The sequence below is a fragment of the Zavarzinia aquatilis genome (assembly GCF_003173035.1).
Lineage (GTDB): Bacteria > Pseudomonadota > Alphaproteobacteria > Zavarziniales > Zavarziniaceae > Zavarzinia > Zavarzinia aquatilis.
The window spans coordinates 1-17,407 of the sequence record NZ_QGLE01000012.1 but is presented as its reverse complement, the minus strand read 5'-3'; the positions used below and the strand labels follow the sequence as shown (position 1 = coordinate 17,407).

21 protein-coding genes are annotated in these 17,407 nt (G+C 67.4%); 10 read left to right on the top strand and 11 right to left on the bottom strand.

What is annotated here, in order from left to right; all coding sequences use genetic code 11:
* Nucleotides 1–105: 105 nt before the first annotated feature.
* From DKG74_RS17380 to sppA, 10 genes are read right to left on the bottom strand one after another with little or no spacing between them, the layout of a single operon-like run.
* Nucleotides 106–1,392 carry a bifunctional folylpolyglutamate synthase/dihydrofolate synthase gene (locus tag DKG74_RS17380; protein ID WP_109907453.1) on the bottom strand — a complete coding sequence of 429 codons (1,287 nt, stop codon included), beginning with the start codon at nt 1,390–1,392 and terminating at the stop codon, nt 106–108.
* A gap of 31 nt (nt 1,393–1,423) precedes the next feature.
* A complete protein-coding gene (gene accD / locus DKG74_RS17375; RefSeq protein ID WP_109907452.1) occupies nt 1,424–2,308 on the bottom strand; it encodes an acetyl-CoA carboxylase, carboxyltransferase subunit beta in 885 nt (294 codons plus the stop codon).
* Nucleotides 2,309–2,326: 18 nt separating this feature from the next.
* Nucleotides 2,327–3,163, bottom strand: coding sequence for a tryptophan synthase subunit alpha (gene trpA, locus DKG74_RS17370; protein ID WP_109907451.1), 837 nt, complete (start codon nt 3,161–3,163; stop codon nt 2,327–2,329).
* Entirely contained in the window at nt 3,160–4,386 is a 1,227-nt protein-coding gene (gene trpB, locus DKG74_RS17365; protein WP_109907450.1) for a tryptophan synthase subunit beta, read from the bottom strand. Before trpB ends, trpA begins: the two co-directional genes overlap by 4 nt.
* A 9-nt stretch (nt 4,387–4,395) precedes the next feature.
* The gene (locus tag DKG74_RS17360; RefSeq protein WP_109907449.1) at nt 4,396–5,034 is read right to left on the bottom strand and encodes a phosphoribosylanthranilate isomerase; all 639 of its coding nucleotides are present in this window, start codon (nt 5,032–5,034) and stop codon (nt 4,396–4,398) included.
* A gap of 8 nt (nt 5,035–5,042) precedes the next feature.
* Complete coding sequence (locus DKG74_RS17355) at nt 5,043–6,146, bottom strand: NAD(P)/FAD-dependent oxidoreductase (RefSeq protein WP_109907448.1); 1,104 nt, start codon at nt 6,144–6,146, stop codon at nt 5,043–5,045.
* On the bottom strand, nt 6,143–7,099 hold the full coding sequence (gene lhpI / locus DKG74_RS17350) for a bifunctional Delta(1)-pyrroline-2-carboxylate/Delta(1)-piperideine-2-carboxylate reductase (protein ID WP_109907447.1): 957 nt from the start codon (nt 7,097–7,099) through the stop codon (nt 6,143–6,145). The genes DKG74_RS17355 and lhpI overlap by 4 nt, the downstream gene beginning before the upstream one ends.
* Nucleotides 7,096–7,455: a LapA family protein gene (locus DKG74_RS17345; RefSeq protein WP_109907446.1), complete on the bottom strand. Its 360-nt coding sequence runs from the start codon at nt 7,453–7,455 to the stop codon at nt 7,096–7,098. The genes lhpI and DKG74_RS17345 overlap by 4 nt, the downstream gene beginning before the upstream one ends.
* A gap of 34 nt (nt 7,456–7,489) precedes the next feature.
* Complete coding sequence (gene ihfB, locus DKG74_RS17340) at nt 7,490–7,810, bottom strand: integration host factor subunit beta (RefSeq protein ID WP_109907445.1); 321 nt, start codon at nt 7,808–7,810, stop codon at nt 7,490–7,492.
* Nucleotides 7,811–7,837: 27 nt separating this feature from the next.
* A complete protein-coding gene (gene sppA, locus DKG74_RS17335) occupies nt 7,838–8,737 on the bottom strand; it encodes a signal peptide peptidase SppA (RefSeq protein WP_109907444.1) in 900 nt (299 codons plus the stop codon).
* A 214-nt stretch (nt 8,738–8,951) separates the two neighbouring features.
* On the opposite strand from sppA, the gene DKG74_RS22440 reads away from it, so the two are divergent.
* From DKG74_RS22440 to DKG74_RS17325, 3 genes are all read left to right on the top strand, one after another.
* Nucleotides 8,952–9,080 (top strand): hypothetical protein, encoded by a 129-nt coding sequence (locus DKG74_RS22440; protein WP_279340893.1) that lies wholly within the window; start codon nt 8,952–8,954, stop codon nt 9,078–9,080.
* Between the two features lie 83 nt (nt 9,081–9,163).
* Nucleotides 9,164–9,754, top strand: coding sequence for a DJ-1/PfpI family protein (locus DKG74_RS17330; RefSeq protein WP_109907443.1), 591 nt, complete (start codon nt 9,164–9,166; stop codon nt 9,752–9,754).
* 55 nt (nt 9,755–9,809) lie between these two features.
* Nucleotides 9,810–10,163 (top strand): ribbon-helix-helix domain-containing protein, encoded by a 354-nt coding sequence (locus DKG74_RS17325; RefSeq protein ID WP_109907442.1) that lies wholly within the window; start codon nt 9,810–9,812, stop codon nt 10,161–10,163.
* Between the two features lie 12 nt (nt 10,164–10,175).
* Here the strand turns inward: DKG74_RS17325 and DKG74_RS17320 are convergent, their stop codons facing one another.
* Nucleotides 10,176–12,926 (bottom strand): winged helix-turn-helix domain-containing protein, encoded by a 2,751-nt coding sequence (locus DKG74_RS17320; protein ID WP_109907441.1) that lies wholly within the window; start codon nt 12,924–12,926, stop codon nt 10,176–10,178.
* Between the two features lie 387 nt (nt 12,927–13,313).
* On the opposite strand from DKG74_RS17320, the gene DKG74_RS17315 reads away from it, so the two are divergent.
* From DKG74_RS17315 to DKG74_RS17285, 7 genes are all read left to right on the top strand, one after another.
* The gene (locus DKG74_RS17315; RefSeq protein ID WP_109907440.1) at nt 13,314–14,816 is read left to right on the top strand and encodes a YHS domain-containing protein; all 1,503 of its coding nucleotides are present in this window, start codon (nt 13,314–13,316) and stop codon (nt 14,814–14,816) included.
* Between the two features lie 61 nt (nt 14,817–14,877).
* Complete coding sequence (locus DKG74_RS17310; protein ID WP_165837737.1) at nt 14,878–15,159, top strand: toluene-4-monooxygenase system B family protein; 282 nt, start codon at nt 14,878–14,880, stop codon at nt 15,157–15,159.
* Nucleotides 15,156–15,509, top strand: coding sequence for a monooxygenase system ferredoxin subunit (locus DKG74_RS17305; protein ID WP_109907438.1), 354 nt, complete (start codon nt 15,156–15,158; stop codon nt 15,507–15,509). Before DKG74_RS17310 ends, DKG74_RS17305 begins: the two co-directional genes overlap by 4 nt.
* Nucleotides 15,510–15,530: 21 nt before the next feature.
* On the top strand, nt 15,531–15,848 hold the full coding sequence (locus tag DKG74_RS17300) for an MmoB/DmpM family protein (RefSeq protein ID WP_109907437.1): 318 nt from the start codon (nt 15,531–15,533) through the stop codon (nt 15,846–15,848).
* Nucleotides 15,849–15,881: 33 nt separating this feature from the next.
* A complete protein-coding gene (locus tag DKG74_RS17295) occupies nt 15,882–16,889 on the top strand; it encodes a ferritin family protein (protein WP_109907436.1) in 1,008 nt (335 codons plus the stop codon).
* A gap of 12 nt (nt 16,890–16,901) precedes the next feature.
* Complete coding sequence (locus DKG74_RS17290) at nt 16,902–17,204, top strand: EthD family reductase (protein WP_109907435.1); 303 nt, start codon at nt 16,902–16,904, stop codon at nt 17,202–17,204.
* Nucleotides 17,205–17,215: 11 nt separating this feature from the next.
* Nucleotides 17,216–17,407 (top strand): alcohol dehydrogenase catalytic domain-containing protein (locus DKG74_RS17285; RefSeq protein WP_165837450.1); only part of this gene is annotated, 192 nt, incomplete at its 3' end.

Here is a 17,407-nt window from a genome sequence, read left to right as displayed (position 1 = left end):
CTTTCTGTCGTCACCCCGGCGCAGGCCGGGGTCTCGTGACGGAAAGACGCCCTGGCCTTGTCGAGATGCCGGCCTGCGCCGGCATGACGAGGTGGAAAGAAGGCGTCAGCCGTTTTCCGCCAGCACCCTGCCGGCGAGATAGAGCGAGCCGCAGATCATCACGCGCGCGCCCGGGCCCGCCAGCGCGGCGGCGCGGGCGACGGCGGCTTCGATATTGTCCGCCGCTTCGGCGGCAAGACCCGCCCCGGTCGCGGCATCGGCGACTTCGGCGGCGGGACGGGCCGCATCCTCGCCCGGGATGGTCACGGCGACCACCGGCGGCCTCAGGGCCGCGAAGGCGCCGAAATAGCCCGCCGCATCCTTGGTCGACAGCAGCCCGGTGACGAGGGCGAGGGGGCGGCCATCCTTCGCCGTCATTTCGGCCAGCGCCTCCGCCAGCGCGCGGGCGGCATGGGGGTTATGGCCGCCGTCCAGCCAAAGCTCCCCATCCTCGGGCAGCTGGGCAGGCAGCGGACCGCGGGTCAGGCGCTGCAGCCGGGCCGGCCATTCGGCCCCCGCGATGCCCGCTTCGATCGCCGCTTCCGGCAGGTCGAGCAGCAGGGCGGCGGCGACGGCGCTGGCGGCATTGGCGATCTGATGCGGCCCGGCCAGGGCGGGGCGGGGCAGGTGCCAGTCGGTCAAGCCGGCCCCGGTGAACAGGAAACCGTCCTCGACCGGGCGCGCGGTGAAATCGGCGCCGGCCACGATCAGCGGGGAATCGAGGTCATCCGCCCGGTCGCAGATCGCGGCGAGGGCATCGGCCGGCTGCGGGCCGATGACGGCGGGCACGTCCGGTTTCAGGATGCCGGCCTTCTCGGCGGCGATGGCGGCGATGGTCTCGCCCAGGAATTCCCGGTGGTCGAGGTCGACGGGCGTGATCACGCAGAGTCGGGGCATGGTCACGACATTGGTCGCGTCGAGCCGCCCGCCGAGGCCGACTTCGAGCAGGACGAGATCGGCCGGTGTCCTCGCGAAGGCGAGCAGGGCGGCCGCCGTCGTCACCTCGAAGAAGGTGATCGGCGCTTCGCCGTTGGCGCGCTCGCATTCCTCGAGGAGGGCGGTCAGGGTATCTTCGTCGATCAGCTGGCCGGCGAGGCGGATGCGTTCGGCGAAGCGCACCAGATGGGGCGAGGTATAGGCATGGACCCGGAGGCCCGCCGCCTCGGCGATGGCGCGCAGATAGGCGACGGTGGAGCCCTTGCCATTGGTCCCGGCGATATGGACCACCGCGGGCAGGCGCTGCTCGGGATGGCCGAGCCGGGCGAGCAGCCGCTCCATCCGGCCAAGCGAGAGGTCGATCTTCTTCGGATGCAGCCGGGTCAGCCGCTCCAGCACGCGGTCGCTACCGGTCATGACGGTATCCGGTCCCCGGTCGGGGGCCGGCTCAGGCCTTGACCGGGACCTTGACCGCCGCCTTCGGCTTGCGGTCGGTCAGCAGCGCGATGATGGTGGCGAGGCGGCCTTTCAGCTCCTTGCGCGGCACCACCATGTCGATGATGCCATGTTCGAGCAGATATTCGGCGCGCTGGAAGCCTTCAGGCAGTTTCTCGCGGATGGTCTGTTCGATCACGCGCTGGCCGGCAAAGCCGATCAGGGCGCCCGGCTCGGCGATCTGGATGTCGCCCAGCATGGCGTAGGAGGCGGTGACGCCGCCGGTGGTCGGATCGGTCAGCACGACGATATAGGGCAGGCCGGCATCGCGCACCATCTCGACCGCGACGGTCGAACGCGGCATCTGCATCAGCGACAGGATGCCTTCCTGCATCCGGGCGCCGCCCGCGGCGGTGACGACGATCAGCGGCACGCCGTGATCGACCGCGCGCTCGGCCGCGGTCACCAGCGCCTCGCCGACGGCAAGGCCCATGGAGCCGCCCATGAAGGCGAAATTCTGCACCGCGACCACGGCGCCCAGCCCCTCGATCGTGCCATAGGCGACCAGCATGGCGTCATGCTGGCCGGTCTTGGCCCGGGCATCCTTCAGGCGCGCGACATAGGACTTCTCGTCCTTGAACTTCAGGGGGTCGGCCGGCACATCGGCGACGGGAACCAGGGTAAAGCCGGCGTCGAGCAGCAGCGCCACCCGTTCCTCGATGCCGAGGCGCATGTGATGGCCGCAGTGCTGGCACACCTGCTGGTTCTCGTCGAGTTCGCGGTGGAACAGCATCTGGCCGCAGCCGGGGCACTTGGTCCAAAGGTTGTCCGGCATGTCGCGGCGCACGAAGGCGGCGCGGATCTTGGGACGGACGACGTCGTTCAGCCAGTTGGCCATGGGGTAACTCCGACGGGCTCAGGCGGCGCTGCGCTTGGCGCCGCGCACACCGGCGGCGAGCGTGGCGACGAAAGCGGAAATACGGTCGGCCAGGGGCTTGCCCGTCAGGCCTTCGGCCGCGGCCTCGCCGATCATCGAGACGACGGCGCTGCCGACCACGGCGGCATCGGCGTTACCGCCGATTTCCGCCGCCTGTTCGGGCGTCCGGATGCCGAAGCCGACGGCGACCGGCAGCTCCGTATGGCGCTTCAGCCGGGCGACGGCGGCGGCGACGGCGTTGCAGTCGGGCGCGGCCGATCCGGTGATGCCATTGATCGAGACGTAATAGACGAAGCCCGAAGTATGGCGCAGCACGGTCGGCAGGCGCTTGTCATCGGTGGTCGGCGTCGCCAGGCGGATGAAGGCGATATCCTGCTCGAGCGCGGGCAGGCACAGCTCAGGGTCTTCCTCGGTCGGCAGGTCGACGACGATCAGCCCGTCGATGCCGGCGGCCTTGGCGTCGGTCAGGAAGCGCGGCACGCCATAGGAATAGATCGGATTGTAATAGCCCATCAGGACGAGCGGCGTCGCCTGGTCGGTCTCGCGGAAGCGGCGGACGAGGCCGAGGGTCTTGGCCAGGGTCTGGCCATTGGCGAGGGCGCGCAGGCCGGCCGCCTGGATCGCCGGCCCGTCGGCCATGGGATCGGTGAAGGGCATCCCGATCTCGATCACGTCGGCGCCGGCGGCGGGCAGGGCCCTGATCACCTCGAAGGAGGTTTCGAGGTCCGGATCGCCCGCGGTGACGAAGACGACGAGGCCGGGGCGGCCCTCGGCCTTCAGCGCGGCGAAGCGGGCATCAATGCGGGCGACGGTCACAGCTTCGCTCCCAGGGCAGTGGCGACGGTGAAGATGTCCTTGTCGCCCCGGCCCGACAGGTTGACCAGGATGATGTGATCCTTCGGCAGGTCGGGCGCGATGCGCGCGACATGGGCGAGGGCGTGGGAGGATTCGAGCGCGGGAATGATGCCTTCGAGCTTGGCGCAGAGCTGGAAGGCGTCCAGCGCCTCCTGATCGGTCGCGGAGACGAAGTTCACCCGGCCGATATCGTGCAGCCAGCTGTGTTCCGGCCCGATGCCCGGATAATCGAGACCGGCCGAGATGGAATGCGCCTCAATGATCTGGCCGTCGTCGTCCTGGAGGAGATAGGTGCGATTGCCGTGCAGCACGCCCGGCCGGCCCTTGGCCAGCGAGGCCGCGTGCTTGCCGCTCTCGAGCCCGAGGCCGGCGGCCTCGACCGCGTCGATCGCTACCTCCTTGTCGTCGAGGAAGGGGTAGAACAGGCCGATGGCGTTGGAGCCGCCGCCGACGCAGGCGACCAGCGTATCCGGCAGGCGGCCTTCGGTCTTCAGCATCTGGGCCTTGGCCTCGTTGCCGATCACCGCCTGGAAATCGCGCACCATGGCCGGATAGGGGTGCGGCCCGGCGACGGTGCCGATGATGTAGAACGTGTCCTCGACCTGGGTCACCCAGTCGCGCAGGGCCTCGTTCATCGCGTCCTTCAGGGTCTGCGAACCCGAGGTGACGGGGACGACTTCGGCGCCCAGCAGCTTCATGCGGAAGACGTTCGGGCTCTGCCGCTCGATATCGGTCTTGCCCATGTAGATGGTGCAGGGCAGGCCGAAGCGGGCGGCGACCGTCGCCGTCGCCACGCCATGCTGGCCGGCGCCGGTCTCGGCGATGATGCGCTTCTTGCCCATGCGCTTGGCCAGCAGGATCTGGCCCATGCAATTGTTGATCTTGTGGGCGCCGGTGTGGTTCAGCTCTTCCCGCTTCAGATAGATCTTGGCGCCGCCGAAATGATCGGTCAGCCGCTCGGCGAAATAGAGCGGGCTGGGCCGGCCGACATAATGTTCGAGGAAATAGTCGAGTTCGGCGCGGAACGACGGATCCTTGCAGGCGTCCTCATAGGCCTTCTCGAGGTCGAGGATCAGCGGCATCAGCGTCTCGGCGACGAAGCGCCCGCCGTAGATCCCGAAATGCCCGTGTTCGTCGGGGCCCTCGCGGTAGGAATTGGGCGTCTGTGCGGGCGCCATGGCCATGATCGTTCCTCAAGCAGACCGCGCCGCCGCCAGGAAGGCGGCGATCAGGTCGAAATTCTTTACCCCCGGCGCCGATTCGACACCGCTCGACACATCCACCGCCGAGGCCCCGGAAATTCGGATCGCTTCGGCGACGTTGTCGGGGGTCAGCCCGCCTGCCAGGAACCAGGGCCGCGACCAGCGCTCTTCGGCGATCAGGCCCCAGTCGAAGGCAAGGCCATTGCCGCCGGGAAGGCCTTTTCTAGGCGGTTTGGCGTCGAGGAGCAACAGGTCGGCAACAGACTCGTAATCATGAGCCGTCGCGACATCCTCCGTTCCGGCAATGCCGACCGCCTTCATCACCGGCAGGTTGAAGCGCCCGCGCAGCTCGGCGATCCGCGCGGGGCTTTCCTTGCCATGGGCCTGCAGGATCTTCACCGGCGCCTGCGACAGGATGGCGGCAATGGTGGCATCGTCGGCATCGACGGTCAGGGCGACCGGCGTCACCCCGTCCGGCAGGCGGGCAATCAGGGCACCGGCCTCCTCGGGGGAGAGATTGCGGGGCGAGGGCGGGTAGAACACGAAGCCGACATGGCTGGCGCCATGCTGGACGGCGGCATCGACGGCTTCGGGCGTGCGCAACCCGCAAATCTTCACGGAAACGGACATGGCCGGGACTATAGCAGCTTTCCGGCGGCCCAGTGTTGCAGTGCGTCGAAATCTGCCGCGCCGTCGAGATGGGCCGCCACCCGCTCGCCCATCACCGCGCCGAACTTGAAGCCATGGCCCGAGCAGCAGGACAGCACCAGCGCTCCATCGACATCGGCGATGCGGAAACGCTCGTCGGCCGTCACCGTATAGAGACAGGTCTTCGCTTCGATGATGCGGTAATCGTCGAAATCGCGGAAACGGCGGCGGCCGCCTTCCCAGATCGCTTTCGCTTCATCCTTGCCGGCGCCGCGCCGGGCTTCCGGATCGTCCGGCCCGCCGTCCATGTGATGGTCGCCGAGCTTGAGGCCGTAGCCGTCGACCGGCGGCACGGCATAGAAACCGTCGTCCCGCTCGATCTCCAGCAGCATGGGGCCGCTGGCCCAGGCCGCCCGCCATTTGTCGGGCACCCGGGCGTAGGTGACCACCTGGCGCACCGGGCGCAGCTCGGCGGCGAGTGCGGGGACGAGGCGGGGCGTCCAGGCCCCGGCGGCGACCACCAGACGGTCGCCCTCGATCCGGCGGCCATCGGCGAGGATCGCCGTCGCCCGCGCGGGGTCGAGATCGGCGACCGCGATGCCTTCGAGAAGAGTGCCCTTCGCCCGGACATAATCGCCAAGGCCGCCGACGATGCGGTCCGCCAGCAGGGCGCCGCCGCTCGTCAGCCACAGGGCGTCGATCGCGCCCTCGGACGAGAGCATGGGGAAACGCCGGTCGAGTTCCGCCGGTTTCAGCCGTTCATAAGCGATGCCCAGCCGGTCGAGGGAGGCAGCGGATTGATCGGCCCAGTCGCCCGCCGCGAAATGATGGGCGAGGGTGCCGGTCTCGACATAATGCCGGCGGCCGAGGTCGCGCCACACGCCGTCCCACGCCGCATAGGCGTCATGGATCATCAGGGCATAGCCGTCGAGCGCGCCGTAGGGGTAGCGGATCAGGCGGTGACGGTCGACCGAGGTGGCGAGCGGATCGGGCACCCGGCCCTGCTCGATCACCGTGACCTCCATGCCCAGGTTGATGGCGGCCCTTGCGGTGGCGAGGCCATAGAGGCCACCGCCGACGATGATCAGTTTCATGGCGCGAGCGACCGATGCAGGAAGGCGGCGGCGACGAGGTCTTCGAGCGCGGTGCCGACCGATTTGAACAGGGTGATGTCGGAAGCGTCCCGTCGGCCGGGGTGGCGCCCGGCGCAGAGATCGGCGAGGTCGGCGGCGATATCGGCCGCCGAGATCAGGCCGCGCCGCAAGGGATCGGCGAGATCGCCCGCCTCGTGCAGGGCGCCTTCGCGGGTATCGACGAAAAGGCGGGCGCGGGCGATGGCGGCATCGTCCGCCTCGCGCATCTCGGGGGTGAAGCCGCCGATCAGGTCGACATGGCAACCGGGTTTCAGCCATTCGCCCCGGATCAGCGGTGTCCGGCTCATGGTGATGGCGCTGACGATGTCGGCCCCGGCGACGGCGGTGACCAGGTCTTCGACCGCCTCGGCGCCGGTAACAGCGGCGACGGCGCGGGCCTTGTCGGCGTTACGGTTCCAGATCAGCACCCGGGACAGGCCGGGGCGGACGGCACGGTAAGCCTCGACGACATGGGGCGCCAGATTGCCGGCGCCGACGACGAGCAGGGTCTTCGCGTCCGCCCGCGCGAGATAACGCGCGGCGAGGGCGGAGGCGGCGGGGGTGCGGCGGACGGTGAGGGCGCTGCCGTCGACGGTCAGCAGCGGCGCCCCGCTCGCCCCGTCGAACAGGACATAGAGGCCGATCACCGAATCGAGGCCGCGCGCACCATTGCCGGGCGCGACCGTGACCAGCTTCACGCCGGTGTAGGCGCCGGGCTGATAGGCCGGCATCACCAGAAAGATATTGGTCGCCCCGGCGCCGTCGTCCATCGGGTAGTGACCGCGCAGGGGCGCGGCGATGGTGCCGGCGGCGAAGGCATCGCGCAGGGCGTCGATCAGCCCGGGATAGGTCAGGGCGGCGCGGGCAACTGCCCCGTCGATATGGCGAAGCGCGGCGGGCGGCGGCACCGTCATGGCGCCAGCGGACCGGCGGGGGCCTGGATCGGCGCGGGCAGATTGGCGCCGCCATGGGCGATGGGGCCGCTCGGCTGCGGCTTGGCCGATTCGACTTCGCGCTGCAGGACCTTGTAGCGGCGGGTCAGCAGCCGGCGGCGGCGCCAGCCCGAGGTCCAGGCGACACCACCGCCGATCAGGATGCCCAGCACCAGCGCGGCGAACAGGGCAAGGAACAGCGGCATCTGCACGGCATAGGACGGGGTCGCCCCGCCGAAGGGGTCGAGCGACAGTACCACGGGCGCGCGATTGGCGACCGCGAGGGCGACCAGCACGATGACGAAGGGCAGGGTGATGAGCAGCGTGCGCAGTTTCATGACGGCTTCCCCATGGCGGATTTCCGGGGGGCGATCAAGCCTTGGCGGCTTTTTTCTTGGCCGGCGCCGGCTCGTCGTCGACGTTCAGACGTTCGCGCAGTTCCTTGCCGGTCTTGAAGAAGGGCACGAATTTCTCGGACACTTCGACCGCCTCGCCGGTGCGCGGGTTGCGGCCGGTGCGGGCCGGCCGGCTTTTCACCGAAAAGGCACCGAAGCCGCGGATTTCCACCCGGTCGCCGCGCGCCAGGGCATCCGCCACCTCCTGGAAGATGGTGGAAACGATACGTTCCACATCCCGCTGATAGAGATGGGGGTTGGCGGCGGCAAGGCGCAGGATCAGTTCAGACTTGATCATGGCCCGTGCTTTCCTCGCCAATCGTCGTCAGTCGAGGCGAGGGTGCCAAACCGAAGTCAAGCCGTCAAGGGTAAGCCATTTAGGCACAAAGGCTTTTCCGCTCAGAACGGCCGACAGGGGGCTATCGTCGGCGGTAACGTCAAGGATGGGCAGGTCCGGGGCGAGGCCCTTGTCCCCGGCCAGCCAGAGCCTGATTTCGGGCTCGGCGCCAAGGGCGTCGACCAGCTTCAGGGCAAGGGCCTGCCGGCCGGTGAAGATGCGCCCGTCGGTCACCCTGGCGAGCTCATCGGGGGCAAGGCCCCGGCGCTCGCCGACAATGGCGCGGAACCAGGCGAAACTGTCGTCGATCACCGATTGCAGGGCAGTGCGGGCATCGGGCGACATCGCCTCGAAGGGCGAGGGCGAGGCCTTGAGCGGCGCCGATTTCACCTCGTTCACGCCGATGCCGATCTCCGCCATCAGTTTCGAGAATTCGGGTGCTTGGATCAGGACGCCGATGGAGCCGGTGAGCGAGGTCTCGTAAGCGAAGATGCGGTCGGCCGCTGTCGCGATCAGATAGGCCGCGGAAGTGCCGAGGGTACGGATCGAGGCGACCACGGGTTTCTTCGCCGACAGCCGGCGCAGCGCCTGATAGAGCGCCTCGCCGCCGACGGTGGTGCCGCCCGGGCTGTCGATGGCGAGAATGACCGCCTCGACGCTGTCGTCGGTCGCCAGCCGGTCGAGGAGGGCGAGTTCCTCGTCGCTCGCCACGATCACGCCTTCGATCGTCACCCGGGCGATATGGGGCCGCAGGCTGCCGTCGAAGACGCCGGGCAGGGCAAAGACCCCGAGGGCGAGCAGGGCAAGCAGCGCGAGCAGCCGCCAACGGGTCAGGCGGCGGCGCAACAGCCGCCGGTCGGTCAGAAGGTCGTCGGTCCCGCCGCTCATTCTCGCCTCATGTTGTTGCCGTGCAGGGTAATCGCCGATGGCGCGGGGGGAAGGGCTTTCTTTCGCCGGGCTCTCCAGTTCGCGGAAAACAAAAATTGCCCCGCAACCGACGACTGCGGGGGGAATTCCGGTTTGGTTAACGAAACCTCTTTGATAAATAACCGTTCCGGAGACATCTGCTCCCGAAAATACGGATGTTAAGGAGCCTGGGGCCATGTTTGAAGTGCTGTCGTCGACCGATCTGTCCAGCGTTCTCGCGGTGGTCGATACCGGCCCGGGCCATGTCGCGGCGGTGACCGCCCTGTTCCTCATGTGGGCCGCCGGCCGCGCCTTTTTCCGCTGAGGGGCGTAGTAGGCCCCTAATACCCCGGCCTGGCCAAAGCCTCCTATCATCCCCGAAACAAGGGGTGAACGGAGGAAACGAACATGGCCCGCAAGATCCTGATGATCATCGGGGATTTCACCGAGGATTACGAAACCATGGTGCCGTTTCAGGCCTTGCAGGCCTGCGGCCATAAGGTCGACGCGGTCTGCCCCGACAAGGCGGCGGGTGACAAGGTCGCGACGGCGATCCACGATTTCGAGGGCGATCAGACCTATTCGGAAAAGCCCGGGCACAAGTTCGTGCTGAACGCGAGTTTCGCCGATGTCGATCCAGCGACCTATGACGCGCTGGTCGTGCCCGGCGGCCGGGCGCCGGAATATCTGCGCCTGAATGGCGCCGTGCTTGCCATGGTCCGGCACTTCTTCGAGGCGGGCAAGCCGGTCGCCGCCATCTGTCACGGGCCGCAATTGCTGGCTGCCGCGGGCGTCCTCAAGGGGCGGCGGGTTTCAGCCTATCCCGCCTGCGCACCTGAAGTCGGCCTCGCCGGCGGCGAATTCGCCGATATTCCGGTTGATGGCGCGGTGACCGACGGCAATCTGGTCACGGCGCCGGCCTGGCCCGCCCATCCCGCCTGGCTGGCGCAATTCATGGCGTTGCTGAACCGGGGCACCGCCCGCGCCGCCGCCGAATAGCCGTGGCCGGACCGGCGCGACGGGCGTAGCCTGAGGCGAAAAGGGGAGGCCGGCCATGTGCAAACTCTTCATCGGTGCCGATCCGTCGCTCTGGACCAGCCGCGCCAAGTCGCTGCGTCTCGACGGCATGGTGACCAGCATCCGCCTCGAGGAGTATTTCTGGCGGGTGCTGGGGCGCGTCGCCGCCCATGACGGGCTGAGCGTGAACCAGTTGATCGCTCGCCTGTGGCACGAAGCGGCGGAAGCTGGCCACGACCTCGGCAATTTCACATCGTTCCTGCGGGTGTGCTGCGCCCGTTATCTCGATCTGCTGGCGCGGGGCGAGGTCGCGGCGGGCCGGCCGATCCGCTCGGTCGACGCCGCCGCCATCCTGGCGCGGGAAGAGGATGCGCGGGCCTTTTCCGCCTGACCGGCACCCGGTTCACCGCAGGCTGATCACGCCCAGCGTCCTCGCGGTGCGGATCGCCTGACGCCGTCCGCGGGCGGCGAATTTGTCGAAGATGCGTTGCCAGTACCATTTCACCGTGCTTTCGGCGATCGCCATCCGGGTGGCGATTTCGCCGTTGGACAGGCCGCTGTCGGCAAGACGCAGGATTTCGATCTCCCGCGCCGTCAGCGGCTCGTACAGCCCGCCGTCGCCGGCTTCCGCCGACGCTTCCGGATCGCTGGCCGCGTCGGGGCCCATGGCTTGCAGGATTGCGTCGGCGTAATCGGCGACCGCGGGCTGCCGGTCGCGACAACCCTGGCGGATGGCGGCGAAGGTCGGGGCGAGACTGGCGCCCTGATCGGCGAAGGTGCGGATGAAGCGCGCGTGGGTCAGGCTTTTCAGATTGTCGACCAGCAGGCGCTGCGCGGCCTCCCTGTCGCCGTCGCGCAGCAGGGCGCGGGCCAGCAGGGCGGACACGGCGGCCGCGCCCGCCTTGGCCTGGCGATGGACCGTGAAGCGGAGCCAGCGGTTCAGGATCGCGATGGCCTCCCGGGTCTGTCCCGCCGCGATCATCAGGCCGCAGTGAACGAGGGCGGCGACTTCGTGCCGGGTACTCGGCTGGGGAATGGACCAGGGATCGTCGAAATCCGTGGGCAGGGGTGCCAGATCGAGGGATTCGAGGGCCGGCGCGAAGAAGGAATCGAGCGAGGCCAGCCGCACCCGCTCCAGGATGATGCGGCCCTGGAAGCGGTCGAAACCGAATTCCCGCGCGGCGCAGTCCGCCTCGTCCAGCAGGGCCGAAACCTGGGCGAAATCCCCATCGAGAAAGGCGAGCCGGATGGCGGTGAGAAAGGCCGCCATCATGTTGTCGACGAAGCCGAGTTCCTTGCTCAGCTGAAGGCGGCCCGCCAGCATCTGCCGCGCGGCGTCGATCTCGTTCCGCTCATAGGCGATGGCGGCGAGCAGCGAGGTCGGCATGGTGGCCAGCGGCGTGACATCGCCGTGCAGCCGGATCGCCACCTCGAGCGAGCGGGACAGGACCGAGACGGCCTCGTCCAGCCGGCCGCAGCGGTGCAGCGAACGGCCGACGATGGAATCGTGAAACACCGTGCCGTAAAAGGCGCCGTGGCGGACGAACATGTCGCGCACGTCCTCGGCCCGGGACATCACCAGATCGAAGCGATAGAACTCCCGGTCGGTCAGGATCTTGGCCGACAGGGACGAGGCGTACATGAACATGTCGCTGCTGCTGCGCCCGTCGATCCAGGCCTGGGCGGCGACGCGGGCGCCCGCGTTGTCGTCGTTCAGCAGCTTCAGCATCATTTCCCGGTGAGACAGTTTCTCGCGCAGATAGGCGAGATCGCTGTCGCAGGGGCTGTCACCCGCCCCGTCCGTCAGGGCCTGGACGGCGACGCGCGCATCGCGCAGGTCCGCCTCGGCCTCGCGGAAGCGCCAGCGCAGCTCGCTCTGCCAGGCGCGGTCCAGCAGCAGGCGGGGCAGCCGGCGGATGTGGCTGTCGCGCAGGCGCCGGGCATGGGTTTCAAGCGTCATCGCCCGCCCGGCCGAGAACAGGGCATCGCTGCCGGCATCGAGCAGGGCGCCGGCGAATTCGTGATCGCCCGAGGCGAAGGCATGGCTGATCGCCTCGGTGATCATGCCGTTGTCGAACAGCCAGCGCGCCGCCGTTCGATGCAGGTCCGCGATCCGGCCAGGATGCAGTTCGGTCAGCTTGCGGCGCAGGTAGTCGTTGAAGAGGTGGTGATAGCGAAACCACTTGCGTTCCTCATCGAGCGGCACCAGGAACAGATGCCACTGTTCGATGTATTCGAGGTTGGCGTAGTTGCCGGCGCTCGGATTCACCGCGTTGCAGAGTTCCAGGGTGAAGCGGTCGAGCACCGAGGTGTTCAGCAGGAAGTCGCGCACCGCCTCGGGGTGCTTCTGGAACACCTCGTCCGAGATGAACCCGTCGATCCGCTTGTTGGTGCCCGAGAAGGCATTGATGAAATGCGCCTTGTCGGCCTCGTTGGCGAGGGCGATGGAGGCGAGCTGCAGGCCGGCGATCCAGCCCTCGGTCTTGCGGCGCAGAAGATCGCTCTGGTTTTCCGTCACGTCGCCGTGGCCCCACAGGCGCAGAACCCTGCGGGTTTCATCGGGATCGAATTGCAGGTCGCGGAAGGTCAGTTCGCGCACGAGGCCGGAGATGCGCAGCCGGGCGAGCGAGATGTTGTGCTGGTTGCGTGTCGCGATGAAGAAGCGCAGCCGCCGGGTATTCGCCTCGAAAACGAGATTCATCAGCGCCAGCGCGCGCTCGTCGGTGACGCAGTGATAGTCGTCGAGGAAGAGAGCGATGTCCTGTTGCAGGTCCGCGATCTCGTTCAGCAGTGTCCGCTGCAGGATCGCCTCGGGTGGCATCAGCCCGGTCTCGAGCAGGATCGCCGTCGCGGCGCAGGCATTGGGCGCGGCGGCGCGCAGGGCCGAGACGAGAAGGGCGATCAGGCCCGTGGTGTCGTTGTCGGCCTGATCGAGACTGGCCCAGCCGGCGAGCGCCCCGGCGTCGCGAAAGCGATAGAAGGCCTGGACCATCGCCGTCGTCTTGCCCGAGCCCGCGGGCGCGGTCACGAGGGTGATCGGCGCCCGGTCGCCGGGGTCGAAACACCCGGTCAGGCGCGCGCGGCTGATGGTCCGCTCGTGGTTGTTCGGCGGCTGCAGCTTGGTCTTGCGCACGAGGACCCGGGAAGATTGCATCGGATCTTCACTAACCTCTTTATTGTTGGCCGAAGCATGGATTTTTCCTGTGCTTCAGCGCCTCCCAGATTGAAATTAGACCGGCAGGACCAAGGTGTCATGTCCGATCTCGCAATATTGGCGCCAATACCCGGCGGAGTATTTCGCGGGCGCAACATTCGCAGGCGCAGCAAATTCCCCAGTCTACATAGGACCAGTCGCGCCGAACGAGACCATTCCTTTCGGTTGGCGGGGTCGGCATCAATGGCCGGCCTGTGAAATTCTCCTTCCGTCCCTTTGGGCGGGTGAAGCCGGGGCGGCGCCCGACCATAACGGCAACACACGGCAGGCCGGAGGGTCCGCGACGGACGCGCCGGCCGGGAGCCGAGAACGGGAGGGAGAAAAGACATGACCTTGCTGCAGCGAAGCGACTGGTACGATGTGGCCCGCGACACCAACTGGACCCCGTCCTTCGTCGCCGAGGCGGAATTGTTTCCGTCCGACATCAGCGATCCCTTCGACATGCCGAAGGCGGCCTGGGCGGAATACGACGAGCCCTACAAGGTTTCATACGCCGAATATGTGAAGGTCCAGCGCGAGAAGGACGCTGGCGTCTACGCCGTGAACACCGCCGCCGCGCGCACCCGCTTCATGGAGGAAGCCGGGCAGCGCTGGCATTCGGTGCTGAAGCTGCATTTCGGCGCGGTCTGCCTCGCCGAATCCAGCTCGCAGATTTCCGAAGGGCGCATGGCCCGCTTCGGCCGGGCGCCGGGGATGCGCAACATGGCAACCTTCGGTCTGCTCGACGAAATCCGTCATGGCCAGGCCCAGCTCTATTTCGCCCATGAAAGCCTGCGTTACAGCCCGCAGTTCAATTTCGCGCACAAGCTGCTCGGCACCCAGGAATGGGGCGCGATCATGACCCGCTCGACGCTTGACGATGTCTTCCTCGGCCGGGACGCGGTGACGACGGCGATCATGCTGACCTTCGCCTTCGAGACCGGCTTCACCAACATGCAGTTCATCGGCCTCGCGGGTGACGCCGCCGAAGCGGGCGACACCAGCTTTTCCAACCTGATTTCGTCGATCCAGACCGACGAGTCGCGTCACGCCCAGATCGGCGCGCCCCTGCTGAAGCTGATGGTCAAGAACGGTTACAAGGCCGAGGCGCAGAAGGCGGTCGACATCGGCTTCTGGCGGACCTACCGCTTCTTCACCCTGCTGACGGGCACGGTGATCGACTATTTCATGCCGCTCGAGAAGCGGACCTCCTCCTTCAAGGAATTCATGGAGGAATGGATCGTCGATCAGTTCGAGCGCACCCTGCTCGACATGGGGCTCGACCTGCCGTGGTACTGGGATTTCTTCCTCGAGGACATCAACAGCTTCCATCATGGGATGCAGATCGGCTGGTGGCTCTATCGCGACACCGTGTGGTTCGACGTGCCCGCGGGCGTCTCCCCGGCCGAGCGCGAATGGCTGGAAGCCAAGTATCCGGGCTGGAACGACAGCTGGGGCCGGTTGTGGGACCAGATCGGCGAGAACATCCGCGCCGGCAAGACCGACCTGACCGTGCCGAAGACGCTGCCGGTGGTCTGTTCGTTCAACAACCTGCCCCTCGTCACCACACCCGGCAAGAGCTGGGACCCGCAGGGTCAGATGCTGACCTACAAGGGCAAGAAGTACTACTTCCAGTCTCATGTCGAGAAATGGATCTTCGAGCAGGATCCGGAGCGTTACGCCGCGCACCAGACGCTGATCGACCAGTTCCTGGCCGGCAAGATCCAGCCGCCGAACTACGAGGGCGCGCTCAATTACATGGGGCTGTCCCCGGTCGAGCGCGGCAAGGACGCCGAGAACTATGCCTGGGCCTTCGCCGGGCGCGAGCCCCGGAAGATGGCGGCCGAGTGATCAGCCCGGCGACCCCGGCGGAGTCCCGCCGGGGTCGCGCCCGAACCATTGGAGAAGCGAAATGTCTGATCTGCCCCTGCTCGTGTCCTGCGAGCGCGATTTTCTCGTGCATCTCGTCGCGGTCCCGTCGGAAGCCCGCGTCTGCGACCTGATCGAGGCGGCGGCCTCGCTTGTCGTCGGCGTGCATCTGCCCGACATGCCGGCATCGAGCATCCGCCTGCGCAAGATCGACCGTCACGAGGCGCTGCCCGGCGACGCCAATGTGGTCGACGCCGGTATTGAGCCGATGGACTGGGTGCATCTGTTCTTCGAGCCGGCGTCCGACGGAAAGCCGCTGCAATGACGGTCGATATCGCCGGGACTTATCGGACGGTCTGCGATCTCGACGAGATCTGGGAAGGCGAGGTCGTCGAATTCGAGGTGGACGGCCACGACATCCTGATCGTGCACCAGATCGGCGGCGAGGTGATGGCGCTGCAGGCCCTGTGCCCGCATCAGGACATTTCCCTCGCCGAGGGCAGTTTCGAGAACGGCGTGCTGACCTGCCGCGCGCATCTGTGGCAGTTCGATAGCCGCAGCGGCGCCGGGCTCAATCCGGACGACTGCCGTCTGGCGCTTTATCCGGTACGGGTCGAGGCCGGCAAGGTCCTGGTCAGTGTCGAGGGTGTCACGCCCTTTCGTGTCGGTGCCTGAAAGCAACAAGGGAGATTGCACATGTCCGAAGCCGCCACCCGGCACGAAGGGCCCAGCAATAACATGGTCGGTCCCGTATTGCGGGCCGGGGAACTTGCCGATGTGATCGTCGAGGCGATCCGGCGCGACAATCCGGATGACGACGTCAATGTGATCGACAAGCGCGCCTATCTGCGCGTTCAGGTCGATGGCGAATGCGTCGTCCGCCGCGCGACGGTGGAGGAGCTGCTGCGCCGGCCGTTCCTGATGCAGGAGATCGAGCCGATCCTCGCGTCCTTCGCCGGCCAGATCGAGGCGACCGAACGCTATATCCGCTTCTTCCTCGACAATCGCCGCTGAGCGGCCAAGAGCAGAATTCAAGGGAGTGACACCATGAGAGAAGGTCCCGTCGAACAGGCGAAGCTGAAGACCTGGAGCGCCCTGTCCGGGCAGCGCCGCAAGCCCAGCGAATACGAGGCCGTGGCCTATGACGCCCATTTCCTCAACGATTACGCCCAGCCGGGCAAGAGCGGGCCGGCCCTGCCGTCAATTGGGCCGGACAGCTTCATCAATCGCTGGTACCAGAAGAACCTGATCGAATCGCCGCTGCGCCACGACGACTGGCTGGCCTTCCGCGATCCCGAGGAAGTGACCTACCGGCGTTACAACATCATTCAGGAAGGCCAGGAAAACTACGTCGCCGAAATCCTCGACCGCTTCAGCAACGAGGGCCATGACACCGGCCTTTCCGCCGAGTGGCAGACGGTTCTCGCCCGGCTCTACACGCCGTCGCGCTTCCTGCACCACACGGTGCAGATGGCCTCGGCCTATGCCGCCACGACCACGCCCGCTTCCACCATCTCGCATTGCTATGCCTTTCAGTCGGCGGATGCGTTGCGGGCGCTCTCCCATGTTTCCTACCGCACGGTGGAACTCGCGCGTTGTCACGGTCAGGCCGGTTTCAATGAAGACGAGCGCAGCCATTGGGAAACGGCCCCTGAATGGCAGGGCTTCCGCGAACTGATGGAAAAGGTCCTGGTGACCTACGAGTTTGGCGAATTGTTCGCGGCGCTCAATCTCGTCGCCAAGCCGGCGATCGACGAGGCTTGCCTGCGCCAGCTCGGGCGGGCGGCGCGGCGACATGACGACTCGGTGCTCGATCTTCTCTCGGACGCGGTGCTGAAGGACACGGCGCGGTCGCGCAGCTGGACGCAGGCTCTGGTCAAATTCCTCGGTGCCCGGGACGGCAATGTGCCGCTGCTGCGCGGCTGGATCGCGAAATGGGAACCGCTGGCCGACCAGGCCATCGACGCCTTCTGCGCCGGTCTTCCCGACGGCGATCGCGCCGCCGTCGCGGCCCGTCAGGCGACGCGGGATTTCCGCGCCGCCATGGGCCTGTGACGGAGACGGGCGATGGCGACCCTGCTCGTGCTCTATGGCCGCCCGTCCGATCCGGCGGCCTTCGATCGCCATTACGCCGAGCGGCATCTGCCGCTGGTGCGGAAGCTGCCGGGCCTGCGTGGCGTTACCCTCAGCGCCGGTGTCGAAGTGCTGTCGGGCGACGACCTCTATCGGGTGGTACGGCTGGAGTTTCCGACGGCGGAAGCGGTGAAGGCCGCGCTCGGCTCGGCGGAAGGTCTTGCGGCGGCGGCCGATCTGGCCAATTTCGCCGATGGCGGCATTCAGATCGTCGCCTTCGACGAGGTCGCGGCATGACGGGGGCCGTGATGGACGTGCGCGCCGCCGTCGCCTTCGAGGCCGGCAAACCGCTGGAAATCGTGACCGTGCAGCTCGAAGGGCCGCAGGCCGGCGAGGTGCTGGTCGAGATCAAGGCGACCGGGGTCTGCCATACCGATGCCTACACGCTGTCGGGCGCCGACCCGGAAGGCCTGTTCCCGACCATCCTCGGCCATGAGGGC

Excerpts from the sequence above, each read along its gene's own strand:
- DKG74_RS17310 (WP_165837737.1), top strand. The coding sequence starts at position 14,878 with ATGTCTGATCTGCCCCTGCTCGTGTCCTGCGAGCGCGATTTTCTCGTG.
- ihfB (WP_109907445.1), bottom strand. The coding sequence starts at position 7,810 with ATGATCAAGTCTGAACTGATCCTGCGCCTTGCCGCCGCCAACCCCCAT.
- DKG74_RS17380 (WP_109907453.1), bottom strand. The coding sequence starts at position 1,392 with ATGACCGGTAGCGACCGCGTGCTGGAGCGGCTGACCCGGCTGCATCCG.
- DKG74_RS17290 (WP_109907435.1), top strand. The coding sequence starts at position 16,902 with ATGGCGACCCTGCTCGTGCTCTATGGCCGCCCGTCCGATCCGGCGGCC.
- DKG74_RS17355 (WP_109907448.1), bottom strand. The coding sequence starts at position 6,146 with ATGAAACTGATCATCGTCGGCGGTGGCCTCTATGGCCTCGCCACCGCA.
- accD (WP_109907452.1), bottom strand. The coding sequence starts at position 2,308 with ATGGCCAACTGGCTGAACGACGTCGTCCGTCCCAAGATCCGCGCCGCC.
- DKG74_RS17320 (WP_109907441.1), bottom strand. The coding sequence starts at position 12,926 with ATGCAATCTTCCCGGGTCCTCGTGCGCAAGACCAAGCTGCAGCCGCCG.
- DKG74_RS17325 (WP_109907442.1), top strand. The coding sequence starts at position 9,810 with ATGTGCAAACTCTTCATCGGTGCCGATCCGTCGCTCTGGACCAGCCGC.
- DKG74_RS17315 (WP_109907440.1), top strand. The coding sequence starts at position 13,314 with ATGACCTTGCTGCAGCGAAGCGACTGGTACGATGTGGCCCGCGACACC.
- DKG74_RS17330 (WP_109907443.1), top strand. The coding sequence starts at position 9,164 with ATGGCCCGCAAGATCCTGATGATCATCGGGGATTTCACCGAGGATTAC.
- DKG74_RS17360 (WP_109907449.1), bottom strand. The coding sequence starts at position 5,034 with ATGTCCGTTTCCGTGAAGATTTGCGGGTTGCGCACGCCCGAAGCCGTC.
- DKG74_RS17300 (WP_109907437.1), top strand. The coding sequence starts at position 15,531 with ATGTCCGAAGCCGCCACCCGGCACGAAGGGCCCAGCAATAACATGGTC.
- DKG74_RS17305 (WP_109907438.1), top strand. The coding sequence starts at position 15,156 with ATGACGGTCGATATCGCCGGGACTTATCGGACGGTCTGCGATCTCGAC.
- sppA (WP_109907444.1), bottom strand. The coding sequence starts at position 8,737 with ATGAGCGGCGGGACCGACGACCTTCTGACCGACCGGCGGCTGTTGCGC.
- DKG74_RS17345 (WP_109907446.1), bottom strand. The coding sequence starts at position 7,455 with ATGAAACTGCGCACGCTGCTCATCACCCTGCCCTTCGTCATCGTGCTG.
- lhpI (WP_109907447.1), bottom strand. The coding sequence starts at position 7,099 with ATGACGGTGCCGCCGCCCGCCGCGCTTCGCCATATCGACGGGGCAGTT.
- DKG74_RS17295 (WP_109907436.1), top strand. The coding sequence starts at position 15,882 with ATGAGAGAAGGTCCCGTCGAACAGGCGAAGCTGAAGACCTGGAGCGCC.
- trpB (WP_109907450.1), bottom strand. The coding sequence starts at position 4,386 with ATGGCCATGGCGCCCGCACAGACGCCCAATTCCTACCGCGAGGGCCCC.
- DKG74_RS22440 (WP_279340893.1), top strand. The coding sequence starts at position 8,952 with ATGTTTGAAGTGCTGTCGTCGACCGATCTGTCCAGCGTTCTCGCGGTG.